The sequence below is a fragment of the Labilibaculum manganireducens genome, assembly GCF_963665805.2.
Lineage (GTDB): Bacteria > Bacteroidota > Bacteroidia > Bacteroidales > Marinifilaceae > Labilibaculum > Labilibaculum manganireducens.
In genome coordinates this window covers 3,377,815-3,401,938 of record NZ_CAXXEE010000003.1, presented here as the reverse complement: position 1 = coordinate 3,401,938, position 24,124 = coordinate 3,377,815, and the positions used below count along the sequence as shown (strand labels likewise).

The following is a 24,124-nucleotide window of genomic DNA, read 5'->3' as shown; positions in this document are numbered from 1 at the left end:
TTTCGAATTAAAAATTAACATTTAAGCCAAGTGTATATACTGCAGGAATAGGATAGGTTTGTGTATCAATTCCATTTTCTACTTCAGGATTAAATCCATTGTAGCTAAATACGGTTAAAGGACGATCTGCAGTGAATGAAATTCTAGCATCAGGAACTTTTACACCAAACACTACCTTTTGTCTTAGATTGTAAGCAACTTGAATGTTCTGAATTCTGAAGTAGGATCCATCTTCAACAAAATAATCACTCATCTTTTGGTTCCAGCCTTTTCTTAATCCTGCAGAGGAAGGATATTTATTTGATGTTCCCTCACCATGCCAACGGTTTTTTGCAAGATCAGCATCCAGGTTGCCATCATTTGTCCAGATTAACTCACCGCGTTTACGATTGAGAATTTTGTTTCCGGTTTGTCCTAAAATGTTCATTGTGAATTCCCAGTTTTTGTAGGTTATGCCAAGATTTGCACCGTACATGAAATTTGGAAAATAAGAGCCTAAAACAACTCTGTCGTCATCATCAATTTTTCCATCCTTGTTTTGATCTTTGTATTTTAAATCCCCGGGAGCTAACCCATTTTCCACGGCAACAGGATCAGCGGCGACTTCAGCCTCATTTTGATAAACACCAACTACCTCACGTCCGAAAAATGCCAATAATGGTTCACCTACAATCGAACGTTGACGAAATTCTGCTTGTCCTCCGTCTATATATGGCTGACCAAACAAATCCCTTACTTCGTTTTTAAGAGTAGAAAAGTTTGCTCCAATTGAGTATTTTAAATCTTTCGTAATATTGTCACTCCAATTTAAAGCCAGCTCGAATCCCGAGTTTCTTATTTCTCCGGCATTTCTTCTTACAGTGCCTCCTATAAGAGGATTGGTAACATCTATAACTGCATTTTTTGTGTCGCGGATATAATAATCAGCATCTACAGATAATCTGTTCGCAAGAAGAGTTGTTGTAATACCAAAGTTTGTTTCTTCGGTAACTTCCCATTTTAGAGAAGAGTAGGTACTCGAGGTTGTTGTTCCGGAAACTAAAACGCCATCAATTGCAGTTGTTACAACGTTGGTTGAATTTGCACCATCGCTGGCCGCGATTTTATTATTTCCCAGTTTACCCCAACTTGCGCGAAATTTTAAAAAATCAACAAGTTCTACATCCTTCATGAAGTTTTCTTCTGAAAGAACCCAACCAGCACCAACAGTTGGGAAATAACCCCATTTCTCCTGATACTTTGAGCTGCCATCAGCCCTCATTGTTCCATAAAGTAAATATTTGTTGTTGAAATTATAAGACATTCTTCCAAAATAGGACATCCCATACTGTTTTCTTCCGTCATCATTAACACTATCAGATGGTTTACTCTGTGATTTACTAATGTACCAGTTTTCTTCAAGTCCAGATGGGAAATTTAAACCGGTTGCACTAAGATAATTCCAGGTTTCATCTCTGTATGATGATCCAGCCATAAGGACAAGGTTGTGCCCTCCAAAGCTGTCGGCATAGGTTAAAATATTATCCCATGTTTGGTTTGTAGTAGTTTGAGAGTTTTTTTGAACCGAGTCATCAGTACGCTTAAAATTAGTGCTGACAAAATAGGCAAGATCAACAAAACGTCCTTCCTGTGAAGTGAAATCCTGACTGTAAGTGGTTTTGAAATTTAATTTTTTTGGTATTAGATCCAGTTTAGCATAGAAATTTGCAAGTACTTTTTTTGTTCTAATACGATTTTCACTTAAATCCATTGTTGGAAACGGGTTTTTACCTCCCCGATACCCTAAGTCTTCAGCACTCGCATATTTTGTTGGGCTTGCAGCAGTATTTAGTTCATCGTAAACAGGCATAATTGGTACCGCAAAATAAGCCACATTCCAAGCAGCCGATTCGGGTTCATATTTGGTCGAATTACTCAGTATTACATTTCCTCCAATTGTGAACCACTCATTTGCCTGAAAGTCAATTTTTGAACGAAGGTTAAAACGTTCATACTCATTCTTCATATTCAAAATACCTTCCTGGGTAAAGAAACTTGTTCCAATTGAGTAGGTGGCATTCTCGTTGCCTCCGGATACGCTTAAACTATGGTTTTGAATAGCTGCAGTGCGCATAATTTCGTCATACCAATCTGTATTTACGTTTGGTACATTTGGATTTATACGACTTCTGCCGTATCGCTGCATCGCATTTAATATGAATTGTTCATCTGCCGCCGATCCTGATTCTAAGGCCATATTCGTGTATTGTTCAGCATTTGCCATTTTCAATACATTCTGAGCCACTTGATATCCGTAATAGCCATTGTAATTAATTTTGGCTTTTTGATTTCGTTTACCGGATTTGGTTTCAATTAATACAACTCCATTTGCAGCCCGCACTCCATAAATTGCAGCCGCTGACGCATCTTTAAGTACTGAGGTTGATTCAACATCAGCCGTATTTAAAAAATCGATGTTGTCGTAAAATACTCCATCGACAACATACAAAGGCCCTTCATTGTCATGTCCGGGATAAGAACCAATACCACGAAGGCGTATGGTTGGTGATTTACCCGGTTCCCCGGAACTAATAACCTGAAGTCCTGCAACTTTCCCTTGTAACGATTGCATAACGTTACCAGAAGGAGTTTTAACCAAGTCTTCTGATTTTACTGTTGTTATTGATGACGTTAGATCTTTTACGCTCATCTTTCCGTATCCAATAACAACTACTTCATCCAGACCTGTGGTAGATTCAAGTAAAGACACATTGATTAAGGTTTGATTATTTACAGGAATTTCCTGTGTTTTCATACCTATAAAACTGTAAACGAGTGTAGCATTGCTTAAAGCTTCAATGCTGTAGTTCCCATCAATATCTGTTACAGTTCCTGAAGTGGTTCCTTTAACAAATACGGTAACACCAATTAATGGCATTTCAGATTGGTCTGTAACTATACCTGTAATGTTAGTACTGCTTTGTGCAAATACAGATATAGAAAACAACAAAAGAATTAGGTTAGATAATAGTAATCTCATGCTCTTTTATTTTTGATTATTAATAACCTCATAAAGGTCGGCCTATATAGGTGTTTGTTCCAAATTGATCGTGTTTATTAAACCTCAACAGAAATAAAAATTAACACAACATTGCCACTACGTATGGTTGTTAAGTGTCTTTTAATTAGATACTTTATCTATGTTTAAAAATGTGAAATATTTTGAGGTGATAATGTATTTAAACGATATTTTTATATTTGGGTAGTGAGTATGTTGGGGTAATAATTTGAATTTTAGTTTGGTTTAATAAATCATAATTAAATTATGGAGGGCTGAAAAGTATCATTTTACGAAATCGTTTTCGGATTTGTGGCTGTATTTAAGGTACTGAAAAAATAGGATTGTTCAGACTTATTAATCAACAAATCCAGCCGCATTTTTATTTAGTCTGTATTTTAATAAAAATTAAACAAACGAGCAATTTGTTCATATCCTGTTGGTTAGGTGTTTTTTTGAAGAGTAAAGCAAATCAAGTTACAAAAAGCCAAACTTTAATCGTTAAATTTGCGTAATTAAAGTAAAAAAAATAGCCTTTCATCAAAAGGCAGATGCTTGGAGGTTTGGAGTAGATGGTTTTAACGAAAGAGTGAATATGAAAAGATTTCTACAGCTTATTGGTGTTACGATAGTTATAGGATTTAGTTATCATTCTGGAACAGCACAAATTGTGAGGCCAGTTAATGATACAACTATTTGTGTTGGTGAATCTGTTATTTTAGAAGCACAAACAGGTTCATACATGTACAATTGGAGTACAGGACAACTTTCATCTGCAATTAGTGTTTCTCCGGCAGTAACAACCACATACAATCTTCGTGTTTTTGTTCCGGATACAGGAACTGAGTTAATTTCCAATGGTGACTTTGATTTTGGAAACATTGGCTTTTATAGTGAATATATTTATTGTCCGGATCCAGTATTTTCTCTTGCCAATCCTTCAGCTAGTGAATCTTTATATCAAGAGGGACGATATGCTGTTGACAGTAATCCTCAGGCTTATCACCCCAATTTTTCCACATGCTCTGGTCATACAGGAAATAATCCTGATAAAATGTTGATTGTTAATGGTGCTCCCGATGAAAACGTAGTTGTGTGGAGCCAGACCATTACGGTAAATCCGAATCAATATTATGCATTTTCTACTTGGGCTGCAAATGTTCATCCAACCAATCCGGCTCGATTGGAATTTATGATTGATGGAGTTTTAATGGGGGATTATATTGAACCTGGTGTTGGTTTAACTTGTAACTGGGAAGAGTTTTACTCTTTGTGGTATTCAGGTACAAAAACATCTATTGAAATATCAATTGTAAATAAAAATTTAATCCGAAGTGGTAACGATTATGCCTTGGATGGTATTTCTTTTAATCCTTTGGTTGAAGTGCCGGACAGCAGAACAGTTACAGTAATTGAACCTGCGGCTATTGATGCGGGCTCAGATATTACTATATGTGGTAATGAAACTGCAGGTTTGAGCGCAACAGTTTCCAACCAAACAGGTTTCTTGTGGTCAACTTCAGGTGATGGTACTTTTTCTAATCCTTCAAATGTTAATTCTAGTTACACTCCGGGAAGTAATGATGCAGCCGCTGGCAGTGTAATACTTACAGCAACAGCTAATTCGAATTCACCTTGCGGAGCTGTCTCTGATTTTTTAACTCTTAATCTGAATCCTGTTCCTGTTATTGGTTTTGGTGATAATCAGGCATCATGTGGTGGTGGAAATGTTATTTTAGATGCGGGGAATGCAGGTTCAGTTTATTCATGGAATACAGGGGAAACTTCCCAAACCATTGAAGTGTCAACAGCCGGAACCTATTCTGTTGAAGTGACAAATTCTTTTAATTGTGTTGAGACTGATAATGTTTATGTTGGTTTCTATGCAAATCTAACAATTGACTTGGGACCTGACCGCACAGTATGCTCCGGAAATCCAGTGGTTTTAAATGCGGGAATTTCAGGAGCAACTTATCTTTGGAGTACAGGTGAAACAACACAAGAGATTATTGTATATGGTGATGGTAATTATTCCGTTACTGTCACAAATGCATATGGTTGTAATGCAACAGATGATATTAACGTGACTTTGGTTCCACCTCCGGTGGTTGATTTGGGACCTGATCAGGTTTTGAACGCAGGTGACGTAATTCGATTGGATGCAGGAAGTCACTTCTTCTATATTTGGGATGATGGATCAAGAAACAGATATCTGGATGTTGATAAGCCAGGTTTGTACGCTGTTCGTGTTTATGATATGAATGGTTGTTCTGCTATGGATATGATTAATATAACCAGTTCAACCGGAAATATTCCTGATGTTACTCTAAATGATACCATTATTTGCAGAGACGAATCGGTTGAGCTTTATGCTGGAAATGATTTTCTGTTTAATTGGGATGTTGATGGTCTTTCTTCAAGGGTAGTTGTATCGCCGGATTCAACAACAACATATCATCTTCGTGTTTTTTATATTGATGAAACTCTAGAGTTGGTTGAGAATGGTGATTTTACTTTAGGGAATATAGGTTTTCAAAGTGACTATTACTATTGTTCAAGTTCTTGGAGGTGTAGTTCGCGTTCAAGTAAATATACCATTAATAGAAATACAGAATTCTTTGGCAGTGATAAAGCTGCCTGTTCAGGAATAACAGGAAATTCTCCCGATAATGTAATGGTTGTTGAAGGTGGATCTGTAAATAATACAGTTTGGGAACAGAATATTACTGTAGATCCAGATAGCTATTACGTATTTGCATTGAATATTACAAATCTTAAAAATGATAGTTTTGATGATTTTGAGTTTGTTGTTAATGGTGTTGTAATCGAAAGCTTTAGTACCAATTCTCCTTGTAATTGGGATAAATATCAAAGACTGGTTTATTCAGATAGTTCAAGTTATTTAAATATTCAAATCAATAATACAAGTACAACAGGTGTTGACAATGCTTTTGCTTTGGATGGTATTAGTATGTATAAATTATCTGAGATTCCATTAGATGTAACGGTTGAAGTTATTCAGCATGTAACTGCTGATGCAGGTTCAGATCTTGCTATTTGTGAATCAGGGACAGCAAGTTTGAGCGGTGTTGTAAGCAATGAATCTTCATTTATCTGGAGAAGTCTAGGGGATGGTTTTTTTGACAATACCAGAATTTTGAATCCTACTTATACACCTGGTAGTGCTGATATTTTAAATGGATTTATTGATATAGAGCTAAGTGCGCAACCAATTGTTCCTTGTGTAAATCCTGCATTGGATACTGTGAGGGTTGATATCAATAGTAACCTGAATTTGAATTTAGGCTTTGATCAGGAGATCTGTCAGGGAAATACAATTAGTTTGGATGTCGGTTATGTTGGTGCGAGTTATTTATGGAATACAGGCGAAACCACTCAGACTATTACGGTTTCAACTTCTGGGAATTACAGCGTAACAGTAACTGATGCCAACGGCTGTTCAGGAACTGATGATATAAATATTACCGTTCATCCAAATCCAATTGTAGATTTGGGTGCAGACCAAGAGGAATGTAATGGAAATAACATCATGTTTGACGCAGGCCATCCAGGATCTGCATATTTGTGGAGCACAGGAGAAACCTTGCAAGGAATTTTGGTGACCACTTCCGGGAATTATTCTGTTGTGATGACTGACGCGAATGGTTGTTCAGCAACAGACGATGCCAATGCAACCATTCATGCCAACCCAACAGTTAATTTGGGGGCAGATCAGCAGACTTGCTCAGGAAATACGATCACTTTTGACGCCGGCAACGCAGGATCAACTTCTTTATGGAGTACCGGTGAAACAACACAGACAATCACAGTTTCGGCGAGTGGCAATTATTCAGTTGTAGTTACAGACGCCAACGGCTGTTCAGCAACAGACGATGCCAATGCAACAATACATCCAAACCCAACAGTTAATTTGGGGGCAGATCAGCAGACTTGCTCAGGAAATACGATCACTTTTGACGCCGGCAACGCAGGATCAACTTATTTATGGAGTACCGGTGAAACAACACAGACAATCACTGTTTCGGCGAGTGGTAACTATTCAGTAACTATAACTGACGCGAATGGTTGTTCAGCAAGTGATGATGCCAATGCAACAATACATCCGAATCCAACAGTTAATTTGGGGGCAGATCAGCAGACTTGCTCAGGAAATACGATCACATTTGATGCAGGAAATGTTGGTGCCACTTATTTATGGAGTACCGGTGAAACCACGCAGACGATTACAGTTTCGACAAGTGGAAACTACAGCGTAACAGTAACAGATGCCAACGGCTGTTCTGCAAGTGATGATGCAAATGCTACAATTCATGCCAACCCAACAGTAAACCTTGGGGCAGATCAGCAGACTTGCTCAGGAAATACGATCACTTTTGACGCCGGCAACGCAGGATCAACTTATTTATGGAGTACCGGTGAAACAACACAGACAATCACAGTTTCGGCGAGTGGCAATTATTCAGTTGTAGTTACAGACGCCAACGGCTGTTCAGCAACAGACGATGCCAATGCAACTATCCATGCAAATCCAGTTGTTGATTTAGGAATTGATCAGGAAATTTGTGCCGGAAACAGCATTACTTTTGATGCTGGAAATGTTGGTGCCACTTATTTATGGTCTACCGGAGAAACAACACAAACAATTTCTGTTACCACTTCAGGAAATTACAGCGTAACAATAACTGATGCCAACGGCTGTTCAGCAACAGACGATGGCAATGCAACTATCCATCCGAATCCGGTTGTTGATTTGGGAGCAGATCAGCAGACTTGCTCAGGAAATACGATCACATTTGATGCAGGAAATGTTGGTGCCACTTATTTATGGAGTACTGGCGAAACCACGCAGACAATCACAGTTTCAGCGAGTGGAAATTACAGCGTAACAGTAACTGATGCCAACGGCTGTTCAGCAACAGATGATGCCAATGCAACAATACATCCGAACCCAACAGTTAATTTGGGAGTCGATCAGGAAACCTGTTCGGGCAACAGCATCACATTTGATGCCGACAACGCAGGATCAACTTATTTATGGAGTACAGGCGAAACCACACAGACGATTACAGTTTCGGCGAGTGGAAACTACAGCGTAACAGTAACAGATGCCAACGGCTGTTCAGCAACAGACGATGCCAATGCAACGATTCATGCGAATCCAGTTGTTGATTTAGGAATTGATCAGGAAATTTGTGCCGGAAACAGCATTACTTTTGATGCTGGAAATGTTGGTGCCACTTATTTATGGTCTACCGGAGAAACAACACAAACAATTTCTGTTACCACTTCAGGAAATTACAGCGTAACAATAACTGATGCCAACGGCTGTTCAGCAACAGACGATGGCAATGCAACTATCCATCCGAATCCGGTTGTTGATTTGGGAGCAGATCAGCAGACTTGCTCAGGAAATACGATCACATTTGATGCAGGAAATGTTGGTGCCACTTATTTATGGAGTACTGGCGAAACCACGCAGACAATCACAGTTTCAGCGAGTGGAAATTACAGCGTAACAGTAACTGATGCCAACGGCTGTTCAGCAACAGATGATGCCAATGCAACAATACATCCGAACCCAACAGTTAATTTGGGAGTCGATCAGGAAACCTGTTCGGGCAACAGCATCACATTTGATGCCGACAACGCAGGATCAACTTATTTATGGAGTACAGGCGAAACCACACAGACGATTACAGTTTCGGCGAGTGGAAACTACAGCGTAACAGTAACAGATGCCAACGGCTGTTCAGCAACAGACGATGCCAATGCAACGATTCATGCGAATCCAGTTGTTGATTTAGGAATTGATCAGGAAATTTGTGCCGGAAACAGCATTACTTTTGATGCTGGAAATGTTGGTGCCACTTATTTATGGTCTACCGGAGAAACAACACAAACAATTTCTGTTACCACTTCAGGAAATTACAGCGTAACAATAACTGATGCCAACGGCTGTTCAGCAACAGACGATGCCAATGCAACTATCCATGCAAATCCGGTTGTTGATTTAGGAATTGATCAGGAAACCTGTTCAGGCAACAGCATCACATTTGATGCAGGCAACGCAGGATCAACTTATTTATGGAGTACCGGCGAAACAACACAAACAATATCAGTTTCGGCGAGTGGCAATTATTCAGTTGTAGTTACTGATGCCAACGGCTGTTCAGCAACAGACGATGCCAATGCAACGATTCATGCCAACCCAACAGTAAACCTTGGGGCAGATCAGCAGACTTGCTCAGGAAATACGATCACTTTTGACGCCGGCAACGCAGGATCAACTTATTTATGGAGTACCGGTGAAACAACACAGACAATCACTGTTTCGGCGAGTGGTAACTATTCAGTAACTATAACTGACGCGAATGGTTGTTCAGCAAGTGATGATGCCAATGCAACAATACATCCGAATCCAACAGTTAATTTGGGGGCAGATCAGCAGACTTGCTCAGGAAATACGATCACATTTGATGCAGGAAATGTTGGTGCCACTTATTTATGGAGTACCGGAGAAACAACACAAACAATTTCTGTTACCACTTCAGGAAATTACAGCGTAACAATAACTGATGCCAACGGCTGTTCAGCAACAGACGATGCCAATGCAACTATCCATGCAAATCCGGTTGTTGATTTAGGAATTGATCAGGAAACCTGTTCAGGCAACAGCATCACATTTGATGCAGGCAACGCAGGATCAACTTATTTATGGAGTACCGGCGAAACAACACAAACAATATCAGTTTCGGCGAGTGGCAATTATTCAGTTGTAGTTACTGATGCCAATGGCTGTTCAGCAACAGACGATGCCAATGCAACTATCCATGCAAATCCAGTTGTTGATTTAGGAATTGATCAGGAAACCTGTGCCGGAGGCACCATCACATTTGATGCCGGTAATGCAGGATCAACTTATTTATGGAGTACCGGTGAAACAACACAAACAATTACAGTTTCTACTTCAGGAAATTACAGCGTAACAGTAACAGATGCCAACGGCTGTTCAGCAAGTGATGATGCAAATGCTACAATTCATGCCAACCCAACAGTAAACCTTGGGGCAGATCAGCAGACTTGCTCAGGAAATACGATCACTTTTGACGCCGGCAACGCAGGATCAACTTATTTATGGAGTACCGGTGAAACAACACAGACAATCACAGTTTCGGCGAGTGGCAATTATTCAGTTGTAGTTACAGACGCCAACGGCTGTTCAGCAACAGACGATGCCAATGCAACTATCCATGCAAATCCAGTTGTTGATTTAGGAATTGATCAGGAAACCTGTGCCGGAGGCACCATCACATTTGATGCCGGTAATGCAGGATCAACTTATTTATGGAGTACCGGTGAAACAACACAAACAATTACAGTTTCTACTTCAGGAAATTACAGCGTAACAGTAACAGATGCCAACGGCTGTTCAGCAACAGACGATGCCAATGCAACCATTCATGCCAACCCAACAGTAAACCTTGGGGCAGATCAGCAGACTTGCTCAGGAAATACGATCACTTTTGACGCCGGCAACGCAGGATCAACTTCTTTATGGAGTACCGGTGAAACAACACAGACAATCACAGTTTCGGCGAGTGGCAATTATTCAGTTGTAGTTACAGACGCCAACGGCTGTTCAGCAACAGACGATGCCAATGCAACAATACATCCAAACCCAACAGTTAATTTGGGGGCAGATCAGCAGACTTGCTCAGGAAATACGATCACTTTTGACGCCGGCAACGCAGGATCAACTTATTTATGGAGTACCGGTGAAACAACACAGACAATCACTGTTTCGGCGAGTGGTAACTATTCAGTAACTATAACTGACGCGAATGGTTGTTCAGCAAGTGATGATGCCAATGCAACAATACATCCGAATCCAACAGTTAATTTGGGGGCAGATCAGCAGACTTGCTCAGGAAATACGATCACATTTGATGCAGGAAATGTTGGTGCCACTTATTTATGGAGTACCGGTGAAACCACGCAGACGATTACAGTTTCGACAAGTGGAAACTACAGCGTAACAGTAACAGATGCCAACGGCTGTTCTGCAAGTGATGATGCAAATGCTACAATTCATGCCAACCCAACAGTAAACCTTGGGGCAGATCAGCAGACTTGCTCAGGAAATACGATCACTTTTGACGCCGGCAACGCAGGATCAACTTCTTTATGGAGTACCGGTGAAACCACTCAGACGATTACAGTTTCAGCGAGTGGCAATTATTCAGTTGTAGTTACAGACGCCAACGGCTGTTCAGCAACAGACGATGCCAATGCAACTATCCATGCAAATCCAGTTGTTGATTTAGGAATTGATCAGGAAACCTGTGCCGGAGGCACCATCACATTTGATGCCGGTAATGCAGGATCAACTTATTTATGGAGTACCGGTGAAACAACACAAACAATTACAGTTTCTACTTCAGGAAATTACAGCGTAACAGTAACAGATGCCAACGGCTGTTCAGCAACAGACGATGCCAATGCAACCATTCATGCCAACCCAACAGTAAACCTTGGGGCAGATCAGCAGACTTGCTCAGGAAATACGATCACTTTTGACGCCGGCAACGCAGGATCAACTTATTTATGGAGTACCGGCGAAACCACTCAAAGCATTACAGTTTCTACTTCAGGAAACTACAGCGTAACAGTAACAGATGCCAACGGCTGTTCAACAAGTGATGATGCCAATGCAACAATACATCCGAAGCCAACAGTTAATTTGGGAGCAGATCAGCAGACTTGCTCAGGAAATACGATCACATTTGATGCCGGCAATGCAGGATCAACCTATTTATGGAGTACAGGAGAAACCACGCAGACAATTACAGTTTCAGCGAGTGGTAATTATTCAGTTGTAGTTACAGACGCTAACGGCTGTTTCGCAACAGACGATGCCAATGCAACCATTCATGCCAACCCAACAGTTAATTTGGGAGCAGATCAAACACATTGCGATGGAGATTTTGTAGTTCTTGATGCGGGAACTCAAATTGGCAGTTATTTGTGGAATACCGGTGAAACGACTCAAACAATTACAGTATCTGATCCAAATAATTACTTTGTTGATTTTACAGATGCGAACGGATGTGTTGCAACAGATAGTGTTACAGTAAATTTTTACCCGGCTTTTGATTTTACTTTATCTTACTCAACAAATTTGGTTTGTTATGGAGATTCCACATATATAGAAGGTCCTGTTCAAACAGGATATTCGTATCAATGGAATAAGGATGGTTCTCAGCTAGTGGGCGAAACAAATTATTCAATTAAGGCAGGGGATACCGGATGGTACACTTTAAATATTATAAATGAGAATGGATGTTTTGGCTCCGATAGTGTTCATGTTGAAATAATTCATCTGCCAATTAATTCTCTTCCAAATCAGATTGATATGTGTTATGGAGAATCTGTGATGTTGGATATAGGTGATGGCGAAAGCTTTTCATGGAATGATGGAATTACAACTCAGACAAGATTGGCCTATACCAGTGGTGTTTATTCTGTTGAGGTTCGAGATTTGAATGGATGTATAGGTTACGATTCTGTAAATGTAGTTGTTCATGATCTTCCTATAGTTGATCTGGGGCCTGACTTGTTTATTTGTGCAGGTGAAGAGTTGATTATTGAAGCACCTGATGGATATCATTCAGAATGGATTCCCGGCGGACAAACAAAAGAAATTTATGTATACGAAGAGGGTGAATTTACCTTGAAGGCTACTGATGATTTTGGTTGCGTGGGGAATGATGAAATTCGAATATTTGTCCACGATAATCCGAATGTTTATTTGGGGCGCGATACTACAATTGCTGAAGGAACTACTCTTTTACTTGATGCAGGCAGTGGATATGTTCAGTATGAGTGGAACAATCAGGAAAGCTCACAATTTTTAAAAGTGGACCGAGACGGAGAGTACGCTGTGAATGTTGTAGATATGAACGGTTGCAGAGGTAATGGGAAAGTGAAAGTAGCTGTAAATCCTGTTCCAAATATAAATTTGGGGGGAAATGCCGGTATTTGTCAGGGAACCTCTCTTATGCTGGATCCAGGGCACTGGGAAAGGTATCAATGGAGTACCGGTGAAACAACAAGAACAATTAATGTGAACCAATCGGGCAATTATATCGTAAGTGTTTGGGATGTATACGGTATAATGGGCACAGATACCTTGCATGTAGAGGTTTATCCTAGTCCTGAGTTAAGTTTGGCTGCAGATACCTTAAGCTTTTACAAAGGTCAGACTGTTACGATAGATGCTGGTGCGGGTTATTCTTCTTACTATTGGAGCACAGGATCAGATTGGAGAAGTATTGAGGTTGAAGAACCCGGCGACTATTCTGTTCAGGTAATGAATGATTTTGGTTGTGTTGCACAATCAGCAGCAGCAGTGAAATTGTTACAACCTAAAATGGTTGTTCCAAATGTTTTTACACCAAACGGGAAAGGCCCAAATGAGATATTTTATCCTGTTTTTAAAGGTGTAGTTACCGATTTTGAATTGTATATTTATTCACGATGGGGTGAGCAGGTTTTCGAGTTGCGAAAAGATGTCGTCAGTAATAATGAGTTGAAATACGATGGCTGGAACGGAACCTATAAAGGAGAAGAATCCGAAATTGGCGTATACGTTTGGATGATTTTTTATGGTGGAAAAGAACGGGCTCACGGTACCGTAACCTTATTTAGATAATGAGAAACAAACTGAAAATAGTAAGTGTTATTATACTACTATTGAATTCTTTAAATCTGTTTTCACAAGATGTAGAGTTCTCTCAGTTCTATGCGAATAAAATTTATTTGAATCCGGCATTTGCCGGTTCCGATTTCGATCCCAGAATTTCATTTGGATACAGAAATCAGTGGCCTGAGTTAAACTCAGCGTACATAAGCTACAGCGTAGCTTACGACCAATATGTAAATGTGCTTGGCGGTGGTTTTGGACTTCAGATTATGCAGGATGAACAAGGCGATGGAACAATTAGTACCACAACGGCAAGTGGGATGTATTCCTACACACTTCGGGTGTCCCGTGATTTGTTGATAAAAACAGGCTTTCAGGTTTCATTTATTCAACGAAAGTTGGATGACACCAATTTTACTTATCCGGACCAGACTGATGAATTTTATATCAATGGCTTGATAAATCCTTTTACAGGAGAAGGGGCTATTGATCACTTAAGCAGGAATTATTTCGATTTTTCAACCGGAATGATCGCTTCCTTTAAAAATTGGTTTATTGGGTTTGCTGCTCATCATGTAACAGAACCAGACGAAACTTTTAAAAATGAAAGTGACTATTCTAAGTTGCCAAGAAAATACACTTTACATTGTGGTGTTAACGTGCCGGTTTTCCGAAATGGTTTGCATCGAGCTGATTTTAGTTTAGCTCCTAATTTTTTACTTCAACAACAAGGAGCTAACCGACAGCTAAATTACGGCTTATATCTCTCAAAAGGTTCTGTTATTTACGGAATGTGGTACAGAGATAATTTGGAGTTGGAATACGATGCAATAATCCTGCAATTAGGAATTATTCGTGATTGGTGGCAGGTTTCATATAGTTATGATAAAACGGTTTCTAAATTAATACACACAAACACAGGAGCTCACGAAATTTCTTTTTTAATGAGGTTTAAAAACAGATCGTCAGGTTCTATGGAAAAAAATCTTAGGCGCCGAAGACAAATTGGTCGAATTAAGTGTCCGAAATTCTAGACTTTCATTAAATCATCCTGTGGATAATTTCAATTAATTCCTGCTTGATAATTGGTTTGGTAATAAAGCCATCAAATCCCGACTTAAGAACCTGTTCTTCTTCATTGGCTAAGGTATAGGCTGTCTGAGCAATTATTTTTGTGTTTGGGCTATCTTTTTTAATTAGTTTAAATGTGTCGTAGCCATTTAAATTTGGCATTTGCAGGTCTAATAGAATCAAATCAAAATGGTTATTCATGCAATAATCAACGGCTATCTTTCCATTTTGAGCAATGATGAGTTCAGCTCCTGTCGTTTTAAGCATTTTTTCCAAGAGGGTGAGATTCACCTTATAATCATCCACGATCAGAATCTTTTTCCCGGCTAATTTTTTATTGAAATCAGAATCCTCATTTGATGTTGAATTTACTGCAGAAGACTTTTTTTTCTGATAAGGGATACTGATGAAAAAGCTGCTTCCAACATTTACGGTAGATTCCAGCCACATTTTACCATTCAAAAGTTTTGCCAGTTTTTTTGATATGGAAAGTCCCAGACCAGTTCCGCCATATTTTCTAGCATGGGAATCATCTGCTTGTCTAAATTGATTAAAAATAACATCTTGCTTGTCTTTAGATATTCCAATTCCAGTATCTTTTATCGAAAAGATTATTTCACCCCCATTTAATTGATACGAAACTATAACACTGCCTTTTTCGGTGAACTTTAACGAATTTTCAACGAGATTTGTAATAATTTGTCTTAAGCGAAAAGGGTCAGTGTAAATAACAGATTGTTCGTTATTTAAGCCTTTTAGGAATTGAAGATCAATATGATCTTTCCCTTTGCCCGTTTTAATTTTTTCGAAAGTTTGATGCAATTCATCAAAAAGCTGATTCAAATTAAAAATAGTTCTTGAAATTTTAAGCTCACCCGATTCAATTTTGGAAAAATCGATTATATCATTAATTAAATTTAGTAAGGCGTTTCCACTGTTTTTTATATGACTGAAAAATTGTCTTCTGGTGTCGTAAGGTATATCATCTTCTTGTAGTAACTCGGAGAATCCAATAATAGCATTCATAGGAGTCCGTATCTCATGAGACATGTTGGCAAGAAAGGAAGATTTTAAACGATCAGATTCCTCTGCACGTTCCTTAGCAATTTCTAATTCTTTTTCCTTCTGACTACGAATGTCAATCATTCTGTTAATTGTTTTCGACATATCCCGAAATTCCGGAAAATACAATTCATCAGGATTAATTTTAATGGATTGAGTGGATGCTTTACGGAAAAAATTATTGAATGAAACGAAGTTTCGATTCATCTTCTTTGAAATAAATTTCGAAGTAAAATAGAAGATTAGAATGGTAATTCCAATCAAAATAATAATCTGATAGATATAATTTAAAACCGTTTTCCGCAATTCAATATGAGCTGTTTGAATGTTTGCGTCAATGTCTCTTGTATATATACCTGCTCCAATTATCCAATCCCAATCTTCAATTGTTACAATGTACGAGACCTTTCTGCCTCGATTCGAATAAGGATCTTCATATTCGATAAAACCTTCCTTTTTTAACACTGCGTGTGATAAAAGATTTTCAACATTATTTCTACGAAGAGCATTTTTATAGTCTCGGTAGTTTTTCCCAATACTTTCAGTATTATTATGAAGCAGACAGGTTCCGTCTTTTTTATATACAAAGAAGGAATTATTATCTGCAAGGCTGATTTGACTAATTCTATTTAACGCTTCTTTTTGATTTTCATCCTGCAGGTCATCTAAAAAGGAGAAGCTCCCAAAGTACCAATTGTAAGGTATGAACTTCTTGATATATGATACCTTTGTGTAAGCGTTGTATTTGTTTTTTATTTTATTCGGATTTTCATATTTAGTGTAAGCTTCATCTTGAAACATCATTAAGTTGATTTCATTCTTAATGAGATAGTTTTTGTTAAGATCTTGAAAATCAATTAAATTCTGTCCTTCCTTTTCTTTTGATAAAGGATATAGAATACCTTTTCCAGCCAAGGTGTTAATAAAAACGTATCCTTTATTATTCGAGAAACGCATGGGGGAAATAGCTTGCTTAATTCTGCGTTTTATTTCCTGATCAGGGATTTTCCCTTTGTTTTGTCTGTAAATGTTCGATGCAATAGCATGTGCTTGATTAACAAAGTTTTTAAGTCTGTTTTTAATTCTGTTTTCGGCCTGAGTATTCTGATAATTGATAAAATTAGTACACTCTTCGGTTTTGCTTATCAGCGATTTTTTTTGTTGAGCGATGGATTTAATTCTAAGTGCTTCTGATTCAATTGCGAATTTTGAGACTTCTTTATAGATCCAAATGCCTCCTATTCCAACAAGAAAGCTTACCGTTAAGACAAGAAATAGTAAAAAGTAGGCTCTACTAATACTAAGATTATTTTGCTTCTGCTTTAAAGGCCTTAAATTCATATTCTAAAATTAACTCAAATTTTGAATTGTTCTATTATTTGGTCAAAAACCGGATTAAATATTTCAAATCCGGATTGAATATCATTCTTCACATTTTCATCAATTAAGTTTTTATTAAACTCATTTGTGTAAGAATATTTATTGATGATACTTATGTCGTAACGCTTGGTTTTTTTGTTGATTATGAAATGTGGAATAGTATGATAAGCCGCTTTTATCGAAAATTGATCTTTGGCAAGGATTTCCTTTTCAAGAAGAAAATTGTACAAATCAATAAAATGGATGGATGAGTTGGAAAGATAGACCCGTAGTTCAAAATTTAAGGAAAGCGGAATCTCATAAAAAAAATTGAAATCTTTATATGTTTGATTTTTATAGTGGATTGTTACACGGTTCATGTTCATATTTACAGGACTGTATTCTATGTTCCATTCCAAATTAGTAATGGTATTTAGGTCTTTTTTTATTGCATGAAGAATTTTTAACCGTGGGAGTGTATTAAGAACAAAATTTTGATTCTCAGAATACTCTTCGCTAAGCTTCGCTAAATTTGTTGCAGTAAAAGTATATTTCATAAAATAATTTTTCTCAATTGGTAATTAAGAGAACAAAAGAAGTGAAATTATATGAATGGTTTACAAATTCAATTTAAAATTGAGTCTTTTTATGTTTTAAAATCATAAATTAAATACGAAACAAATTGAAAATTGTTAATCTTTTGACTTTAATTCTTGTGAAATCATGCTTGTTATTTGTAATTCAGAATCATCGTAAATAAGCAAACTTATGCTTTGGCTTGATTTTGATGTGGATAAAGTATACTGAGCAGTAATTATTCGAGTATGTTAATGCAATTTTTCAGTAAATAAGTAGTTGTTAATAACACTTGACGCATTTGGCACATTTGACACATTTTTAATTTATTCTTATTTACTATTATTGCAGAATGATTTTTATCCGAAGAGTATTATTTTTGATCATATTATTTTTTGTTGGGATGCCAATGTGTGTAAAAGCATATTTGCAATCAACAAGGAACTTTTCAATGGCTGATGGACTTCCCAGTAATATTGTTTTTGATATTTTCGAAGATTCAAGAGGGTTGGTTTGGCTTGCTACGGATGCAGGACTGTTTGAATTTATTGGTGAAGAGATTAAGTTTCGGAAAGAACTTTCAAGACTGCAGGGAGAAAGAATTAACTCAATTTGTGAAGACGAAAAAGGGAATTTATGGTTTTCGGCACAAGGTGTTGGCCTTTGTAAATTTGATGGTAAGAAACTTTCAATTTTTCAGTTGGATTCCGTAGCAGAAGAGAGCGGTATTGCGTGTCTTGTGAAAAACGCTGCAAGTGATCATATAATTCTTGGATCATCAGAAGGGGTATTTGTATACAAAGAGCAAAACTCCAAATTGAAACATGTTGGTAATTTATGGAAAAAGCCAGTTTTTAAGATTCGACAATTTCAAAATAAATTGGTTGCGAACAGTGCCTCTCAAAAAGAGAATGTTGAATTTGAAATGGAATCGGAAAAGGTTCGGGAATACCATACCGAACCAAATTTACCCGTAGTTGAAATTGGTTATCAAAACAATAGTATTGAGCTAAAGAATCTTCTGGAATCGGGTAAACCGTTTACTCTTAAAACGAAAGAAAAAAAGAAATTAGTTTGTGATGTTATTGAAGCTGAAGGGAATGAAACCCAAGACTTTTATTTGTTGAGATATTTTGAAAAAGAGATACAGAAACAAAAATTGATAAGACTTCGTGGCGATTTATTATCCGATTTATCTGCAGAGAAAATGTTGGATGAGTACGTTATTCATTCCATTTTTTTAAGAAAAGGATACGACGATTTATGGATTGGCACGCATAACCACGGTTTAATTCAATTGCAAAATTCAAAGTTTACCTACCTGGATTCTGATCTGTTGGGATTTAAAAATATTCTTTTGCAGGATTTGATTTGTGATTGCAGAGGAAATATAATTGTGGCAAGCAAAAATGAAATTAGTATCCTTAAAAATTCTCAGGTTCAACACCGGTTATTGGTTAAAGATTTCTGTTCTCTGGCTAGCGTGGAATTTAAGTGTCCTAAAGATTTCTCGATTTATAAATTAGGTACAGACAAGCACGAACTGGTTTGGATATCAACAAACAGAGGTTTTTACACCTTTAGCACAAATAGCTGTCAATTAAAATATATTGGAATTACTCCAGCTGAGAATTTTGTGTTTACAGAAGATGACGATTTACTTTGTTTCTGGCAGAATCAATTTAAGTTTTATTCTAAAAGCGGATTGGATTCACAAAAACCAATATTGAAATTTCCGAAGTCGGCCGGCATTGGTGTTAGTAAAATGGTTGCGAAGAATTCTTCGATATGGATCTCAACCCGACAGAAAGGTATTATTCAATTTAAGAATAATGAATTTAGGATTTTTAACAGAAAGAATTCAAATATTCACAATGTATTAAATGACATACTGGTATTGCCGGATTCTACCATAATTGCCGGTGGAAATAATGGTTTGATTTACAAAATGAAAAGTAAATCGAATAGCTTAGTTGTTATTGACTCCATTACAGATTTGGATGGATTAGTAGGGACATCAATTCAAGGAATCCAATATTTAAAGGATGGCTCATTGTGGTGCGGAACGAATCTGGGGGTACATCGTTTTGAGTACAATTCATGGCTGAAAAATTCAAATTTAAAATTTAAATTCTGGAACTCGAAAGATGGGTATTTAGACCAAACCGGAGAACAGTCAATTATTGATAAGAATCAGGATATTTGGCTAAAGACAAAGAATAGACTATTAAAAATAGAGACAAATACTGGCAAAAGAAAGCATTTTGAGGATAAAATTAGTCTTACTTCAATTAGGATCCATGGTGAAGATTGGATGCCTGATAGTTCACAGGCAGATGAATGGACTAATTCACCAATTTCACCAATTGAATTAAATTATGATGAGAATGATTTAGCTTTTACGTTTGGAATAGATTTTTGCCAGAATATATCGAATGTTAGGTTCAGATATTTATTAGATGGATTTGATGAGAAATGGTCAAATTGGAGTCCTTCCTCAGATGCTGTATTTTCTCATTTGCCAAGTGGTAATTACACTCTAAAAGTGGAAGGAAAACACTTAAGCGAAGGTGTTATTATTCCTTTTTCTTTTGATATTATTGTAAAGACTCCGTGGTGGAAAATGTGGTGGTTCATTATATTGTTGAGCTTGATTTTTGGAGGACTTGTTTATGTCGCCATGTGGGGTTATACGTATTTTATTAGAAAAAGAGAAAAGACAAGGATTAAACAATTGAATAGAGTTATAGGATTGAAAATGAAATCGTTGCAAAATCAGTTGGATCCGCATTTTATTTTTAATTCTTTAAATTCAATACAGAGTTATATTTTGGAAGAGCAAAAAGAGAGTGCTCTGGAATATCTTTCAGATTTTTCGAATGTGCTGCGAAAGAAGATTGAAAGTGCAAATAAGGATTTTATTTCTTTATCGGATGAAATTGATTATTTACAACTTTATTTGAAGTTGGAGCAAATGCGTTTTTCTAATAAATTTTCATACAAAATAAGTGTAAATACAGCAATTAATCCTTTTAAGTCTAAATTGCCGCCAATGCTGATACAACCATTTTTGGAAAATGCAATAAGATATGGGTTTGCAGCATCGGAGACAAAGGGAAATCTTGATGTGAATTTTGAGATTGAACAGGATGGTTATTTAAAATGTATTATTAAAGATAATGGTGTCGGGCGCAAAAAGGCCAAAGACCTGCACGAGGATTCGAATATTAAAGTCCATCATAAAACAATGATTATTACACAGGATAGAATTAAATTATTGAATAAAGTTCTGAGTAATGGTCGGGTATATGAATATTTTATTGAAGACTTGACAGATGAAAAAGGATTTCCAAGTGGAACTAAAGTGGTGATAGGATTTCCTAAACAATAGGATATTTACTTTAAATATTCACTGATTTTAGTACGAAGAACTTCAGATAACCTGCCAATAATCTCATGGGAGCTTGAGTAACTAATTGAATTGATTCTTTTTATTGGTAAAATCTGTAACGATGTGCCAGTTAAAAAGGCAGCCTCAAAACTTGGTAAATCATCATATTGAATAGAGTGTTTTTGAATAGGAATTTTAAGTTCTTCAGCAGCTTCAATTACTTTACTACGAATAATTCCGTGTAAAACATCTGTATCTAAAGCAGTGTGCAACTCATTGTTCTTAATAAAAAAAAGATTAGATCTGCTCCCTTCAGTAATGTTTCCCATAGAGTTTAGGAGCAGTACTTCAAAAATTTCAGCTTCTTTAATTAAATCATTGGTTGTAGAACGAAGGGAGTGGTTGTATACTTTAGCATTTGGTTTTGGTCGGTCAGCCTGATGAACAAGAGTTCTAACACCATTTTTATACTGATCTTCGCTGGGATAATAATGCTGAATAAAATAGGCCAGAAAAGTTTCATTTTCACCGTCGATATGAAATACTAATTTGATATTGCCGTTTTGGGAATCGTTCAATGCAATTAAATTGGAAATACTTTCTTTAATTTGATTCAGGCTTAACCAAAGGTTCTGTTCAAGGCAAGCCGCTGAATTTGTTAATCGTTGAAAATGTGATTCAAGAAATAAAGCTCTCCCGGAAACGACCCGAATAACTTCATACAGGCTTATTCCCCGCAAAAAGATTTTATCATTAAAATCTTTAGCAGGTTTTGCTTTTTCATTTTTCAGAAAAATATAATGGAAACACTCGCTCATAATCAACAACCTCTGTTCTTAATGTAGATTTACAACTACAAATAAACTTTTTTTACTCACCAATTGCAATGATTTAAAGATTATAAAATATGTGTGTGAATTATAAATTTTGGAATGCATACTCTTGGTATTTTTAGTAATTTAGCAATCATCAAAATCTAAAATTTTAATTATGGCAAGCAGAAGAAATTTTAAAAAAGACATAAATTTCCTAACAAACGAGATATTAATGAGAGGTATCATTCATTTGAATTTCTTTGGACGTGAAAATTCAGAAGACGTGTATGTTATCATGAATGAGGCGGCAGCGTCACGAAATGAATATATTGCACGTATTAATCAAAAATTAAGTGGTAAAACAGCAAAAGAAATCAAGAATCATTATAAATCCATATACGATGATTTGTTAGATTCAACACATGACTTACTTGGTAAAATTGATAATTTAGATGTTGCAGTCTAATTAAGATACATGAATAAGAGGGTGTCCGAAAAGTTCAATTTTATTGTCATTCTGAGCTTGCCGAAGAATCTTTATGTTTGAATAACAGATGTTTCGACTTCGCTCAACATGACATTTCCAAGGGAAACTTTACTTTTCGGACACTCTCTTAATTTATACCTATGGTTTTCTGAAAGTTCCCACTCCTGTAAGAATTGCTTTGGCAAGCTGTTCTTCTTCACCACCTTCACTTTGTGACAAATGCCACATGGTGTGAATTACAGGTCCGGATTCGTCCAGTTCAAAACGACCTGTCCAACAAGCCAAAGATCCGTACTTTTCAAAATCTACCATAAATGCAATCACATTAGCATTGATTTTTCCTGTAATTTCAAATTTCTCTTCGAATTTGGGTTGCCCTATTGCAGTTTGAAATGTTCCGCTTACAAGATTTTCTGTAACAGTTAGATCCATTTCTGAATTGTACTGATTTTTCCATTTTCCGTTAAGGTTTATCTTCATAGCTTAATTTTTTTTTGTGATTGTTGACTAAGTTTAATTTAGCTTGAAATATTCATTTCGCAAAATAAATTATTCTCATTTATAGATCAATACCTCAGTTTCCCCTTTTGAATTGGAATAAGCTCTGTACATACCATCTGTATTCATTTTCATTACAATATTGCCGTTTTTATCAAGGCCGATTATTCCACCGGTTCCTCCAATTTTAGTCAATTTATCAATAACTTTGTTGCTGGCCTCTTCCAAACTAATATTTTGGTATTCCATCATGGATGAAATATCTTTAGCAACACCTAATCGGATAAAAAATTCGCCGTGACCAGTGCATGAAATTGCACAGCTTGCATTGTTGGCATAAGTACCTGCACCAATAATAGGAGAGTCTCCTATACGCCCGAAACGCTTATTTGTCATACCTCCCGTAGACGTTCCGGCCGCCAGATTTCCATCTTTATCCAAAGCTACGCATCCAACTGTACCGTGATGATCTTCCGGAGTCATTTCTTTCTCTTTTTTAAGGATCTCCTGCAGGTGATCCCATCTGTTTTGTGTGAAAAAATAACTCTGGTCAACTATTTCCAGACCTTGCATTTTAGCAAATTCAGAAGCGCCGTGGCCGCTCAGCATTACATGCTCTGAATTTTCCATGACTTCTCTGGCTGCGCTAATAGGATTTTTTATATCATCAACGCCAGCTACTGCTCCTGCGTTTAAATCTTTTCCCCACATAATTGAGGCATCAAGTTCGTTCTTTCCGGAATTGGTAAATACTGCACCTTTACCAGCATTAAACAGGGGCGAGTTTTCCAGGATACGAATTGTTTTTTCAACCGCATCAAGGCTGCTTCCGCCATTTCTTAATATGGAATCACCAATTTGGAGAGCCTCTTGAAGTACTTTTTTATACTGTGTTTCCTTTTCAGGAGTGAAATTTTTACGCAGTATAGTTCCGGCTCCGCCATGAATTACAATTGCATAATCAGATTTGTTTTCTACATCAGGATATAAAATAAAACTGCTTACTATTAGAGTGATGATAATAAATAATGGTAAAATTGCTTTTTTCATGGTGCAGATTTTTTTTATCAAAAATAATAATGGTTGAGATCAAGCATTTGAGAGT

The 24,124-nt window shown here is 37.1% G+C and carries 10 protein-coding genes; 4 read left to right on the top strand and 6 right to left on the bottom strand.

Annotation, left to right across the window (positions count from 1 at the left end; all coding sequences use genetic code 11):
- Positions 1 to 7: 7 nt before the first annotated feature.
- Positions 8 to 3,019, bottom strand: coding sequence for a SusC/RagA family TonB-linked outer membrane protein (locus ACHZAX_RS13220; protein WP_320019450.1), 3,012 nt, complete (start codon positions 3,017 to 3,019; stop codon positions 8 to 10).
- A 613-nt stretch (positions 3,020 to 3,632) separates the two neighbouring features.
- Here ACHZAX_RS13220 and ACHZAX_RS13215 point away from each other — a divergent pair.
- Positions 3,633 to 13,769: a T9SS type B sorting domain-containing protein gene (locus ACHZAX_RS13215; protein WP_320019449.1), complete on the top strand. Its 10,137-nt coding sequence runs from the start codon at positions 3,633 to 3,635 to the stop codon at positions 13,767 to 13,769.
- Positions 13,769 to 14,794: a PorP/SprF family type IX secretion system membrane protein gene (locus ACHZAX_RS13210; protein ID WP_320019448.1), complete on the top strand. Its 1,026-nt coding sequence runs from the start codon at positions 13,769 to 13,771 to the stop codon at positions 14,792 to 14,794. Before ACHZAX_RS13215 ends, ACHZAX_RS13210 begins: the two co-directional genes overlap by 1 nt.
- 7 nt (positions 14,795 to 14,801) lie before the next feature.
- Here the strand turns inward: ACHZAX_RS13210 and ACHZAX_RS13205 are convergent, their stop codons facing one another.
- The gene (locus ACHZAX_RS13205; RefSeq protein WP_320019447.1) at positions 14,802 to 17,234 is read right to left on the bottom strand and encodes a cache domain-containing protein; all 2,433 of its coding nucleotides are present in this window, start codon (positions 17,232 to 17,234) and stop codon (positions 14,802 to 14,804) included.
- Between the two features lie 14 nt (positions 17,235 to 17,248).
- Complete coding sequence (locus tag ACHZAX_RS13200) at positions 17,249 to 17,809, bottom strand: hypothetical protein (RefSeq protein WP_101311101.1); 561 nt, start codon at positions 17,807 to 17,809, stop codon at positions 17,249 to 17,251.
- 470 nt (positions 17,810 to 18,279) lie between these two features.
- On the opposite strand from ACHZAX_RS13200, the gene ACHZAX_RS13195 reads away from it, so the two are divergent.
- Complete coding sequence (locus tag ACHZAX_RS13195; RefSeq protein ID WP_320019446.1) at positions 18,280 to 21,219, top strand: sensor histidine kinase; 2,940 nt, start codon at positions 18,280 to 18,282, stop codon at positions 21,217 to 21,219.
- Between the two features lie 5 nt (positions 21,220 to 21,224).
- Here the strand turns inward: ACHZAX_RS13195 and ACHZAX_RS13190 are convergent, their stop codons facing one another.
- On the bottom strand, positions 21,225 to 22,037 hold the full coding sequence (locus ACHZAX_RS13190) for an aminotransferase class IV (RefSeq protein WP_320019445.1): 813 nt from the start codon (positions 22,035 to 22,037) through the stop codon (positions 21,225 to 21,227).
- 172 nt (positions 22,038 to 22,209) lie between these two features.
- On the opposite strand from ACHZAX_RS13190, the gene ACHZAX_RS13185 reads away from it, so the two are divergent.
- Positions 22,210 to 22,500: a hypothetical protein gene (locus ACHZAX_RS13185; RefSeq protein WP_101311098.1), complete on the top strand. Its 291-nt coding sequence runs from the start codon at positions 22,210 to 22,212 to the stop codon at positions 22,498 to 22,500.
- Between the two features lie 159 nt (positions 22,501 to 22,659).
- Here ACHZAX_RS13185 and ACHZAX_RS13180 read toward each other — a convergent pair whose 3' ends face one another.
- Both ACHZAX_RS13180 and ACHZAX_RS13175 read right to left on the bottom strand, forming a co-directional pair.
- The gene (locus ACHZAX_RS13180; RefSeq protein WP_101311097.1) at positions 22,660 to 23,001 is read right to left on the bottom strand and encodes an avidin/streptavidin family protein; all 342 of its coding nucleotides are present in this window, start codon (positions 22,999 to 23,001) and stop codon (positions 22,660 to 22,662) included.
- Positions 23,002 to 23,076: 75 nt separating this feature from the next.
- Positions 23,077 to 24,069: an isoaspartyl peptidase/L-asparaginase family protein gene (locus ACHZAX_RS13175; protein ID WP_320019444.1), complete on the bottom strand. Its 993-nt coding sequence runs from the start codon at positions 24,067 to 24,069 to the stop codon at positions 23,077 to 23,079.
- Between the last annotated feature and the right edge of the window lie 55 nt (positions 24,070 to 24,124).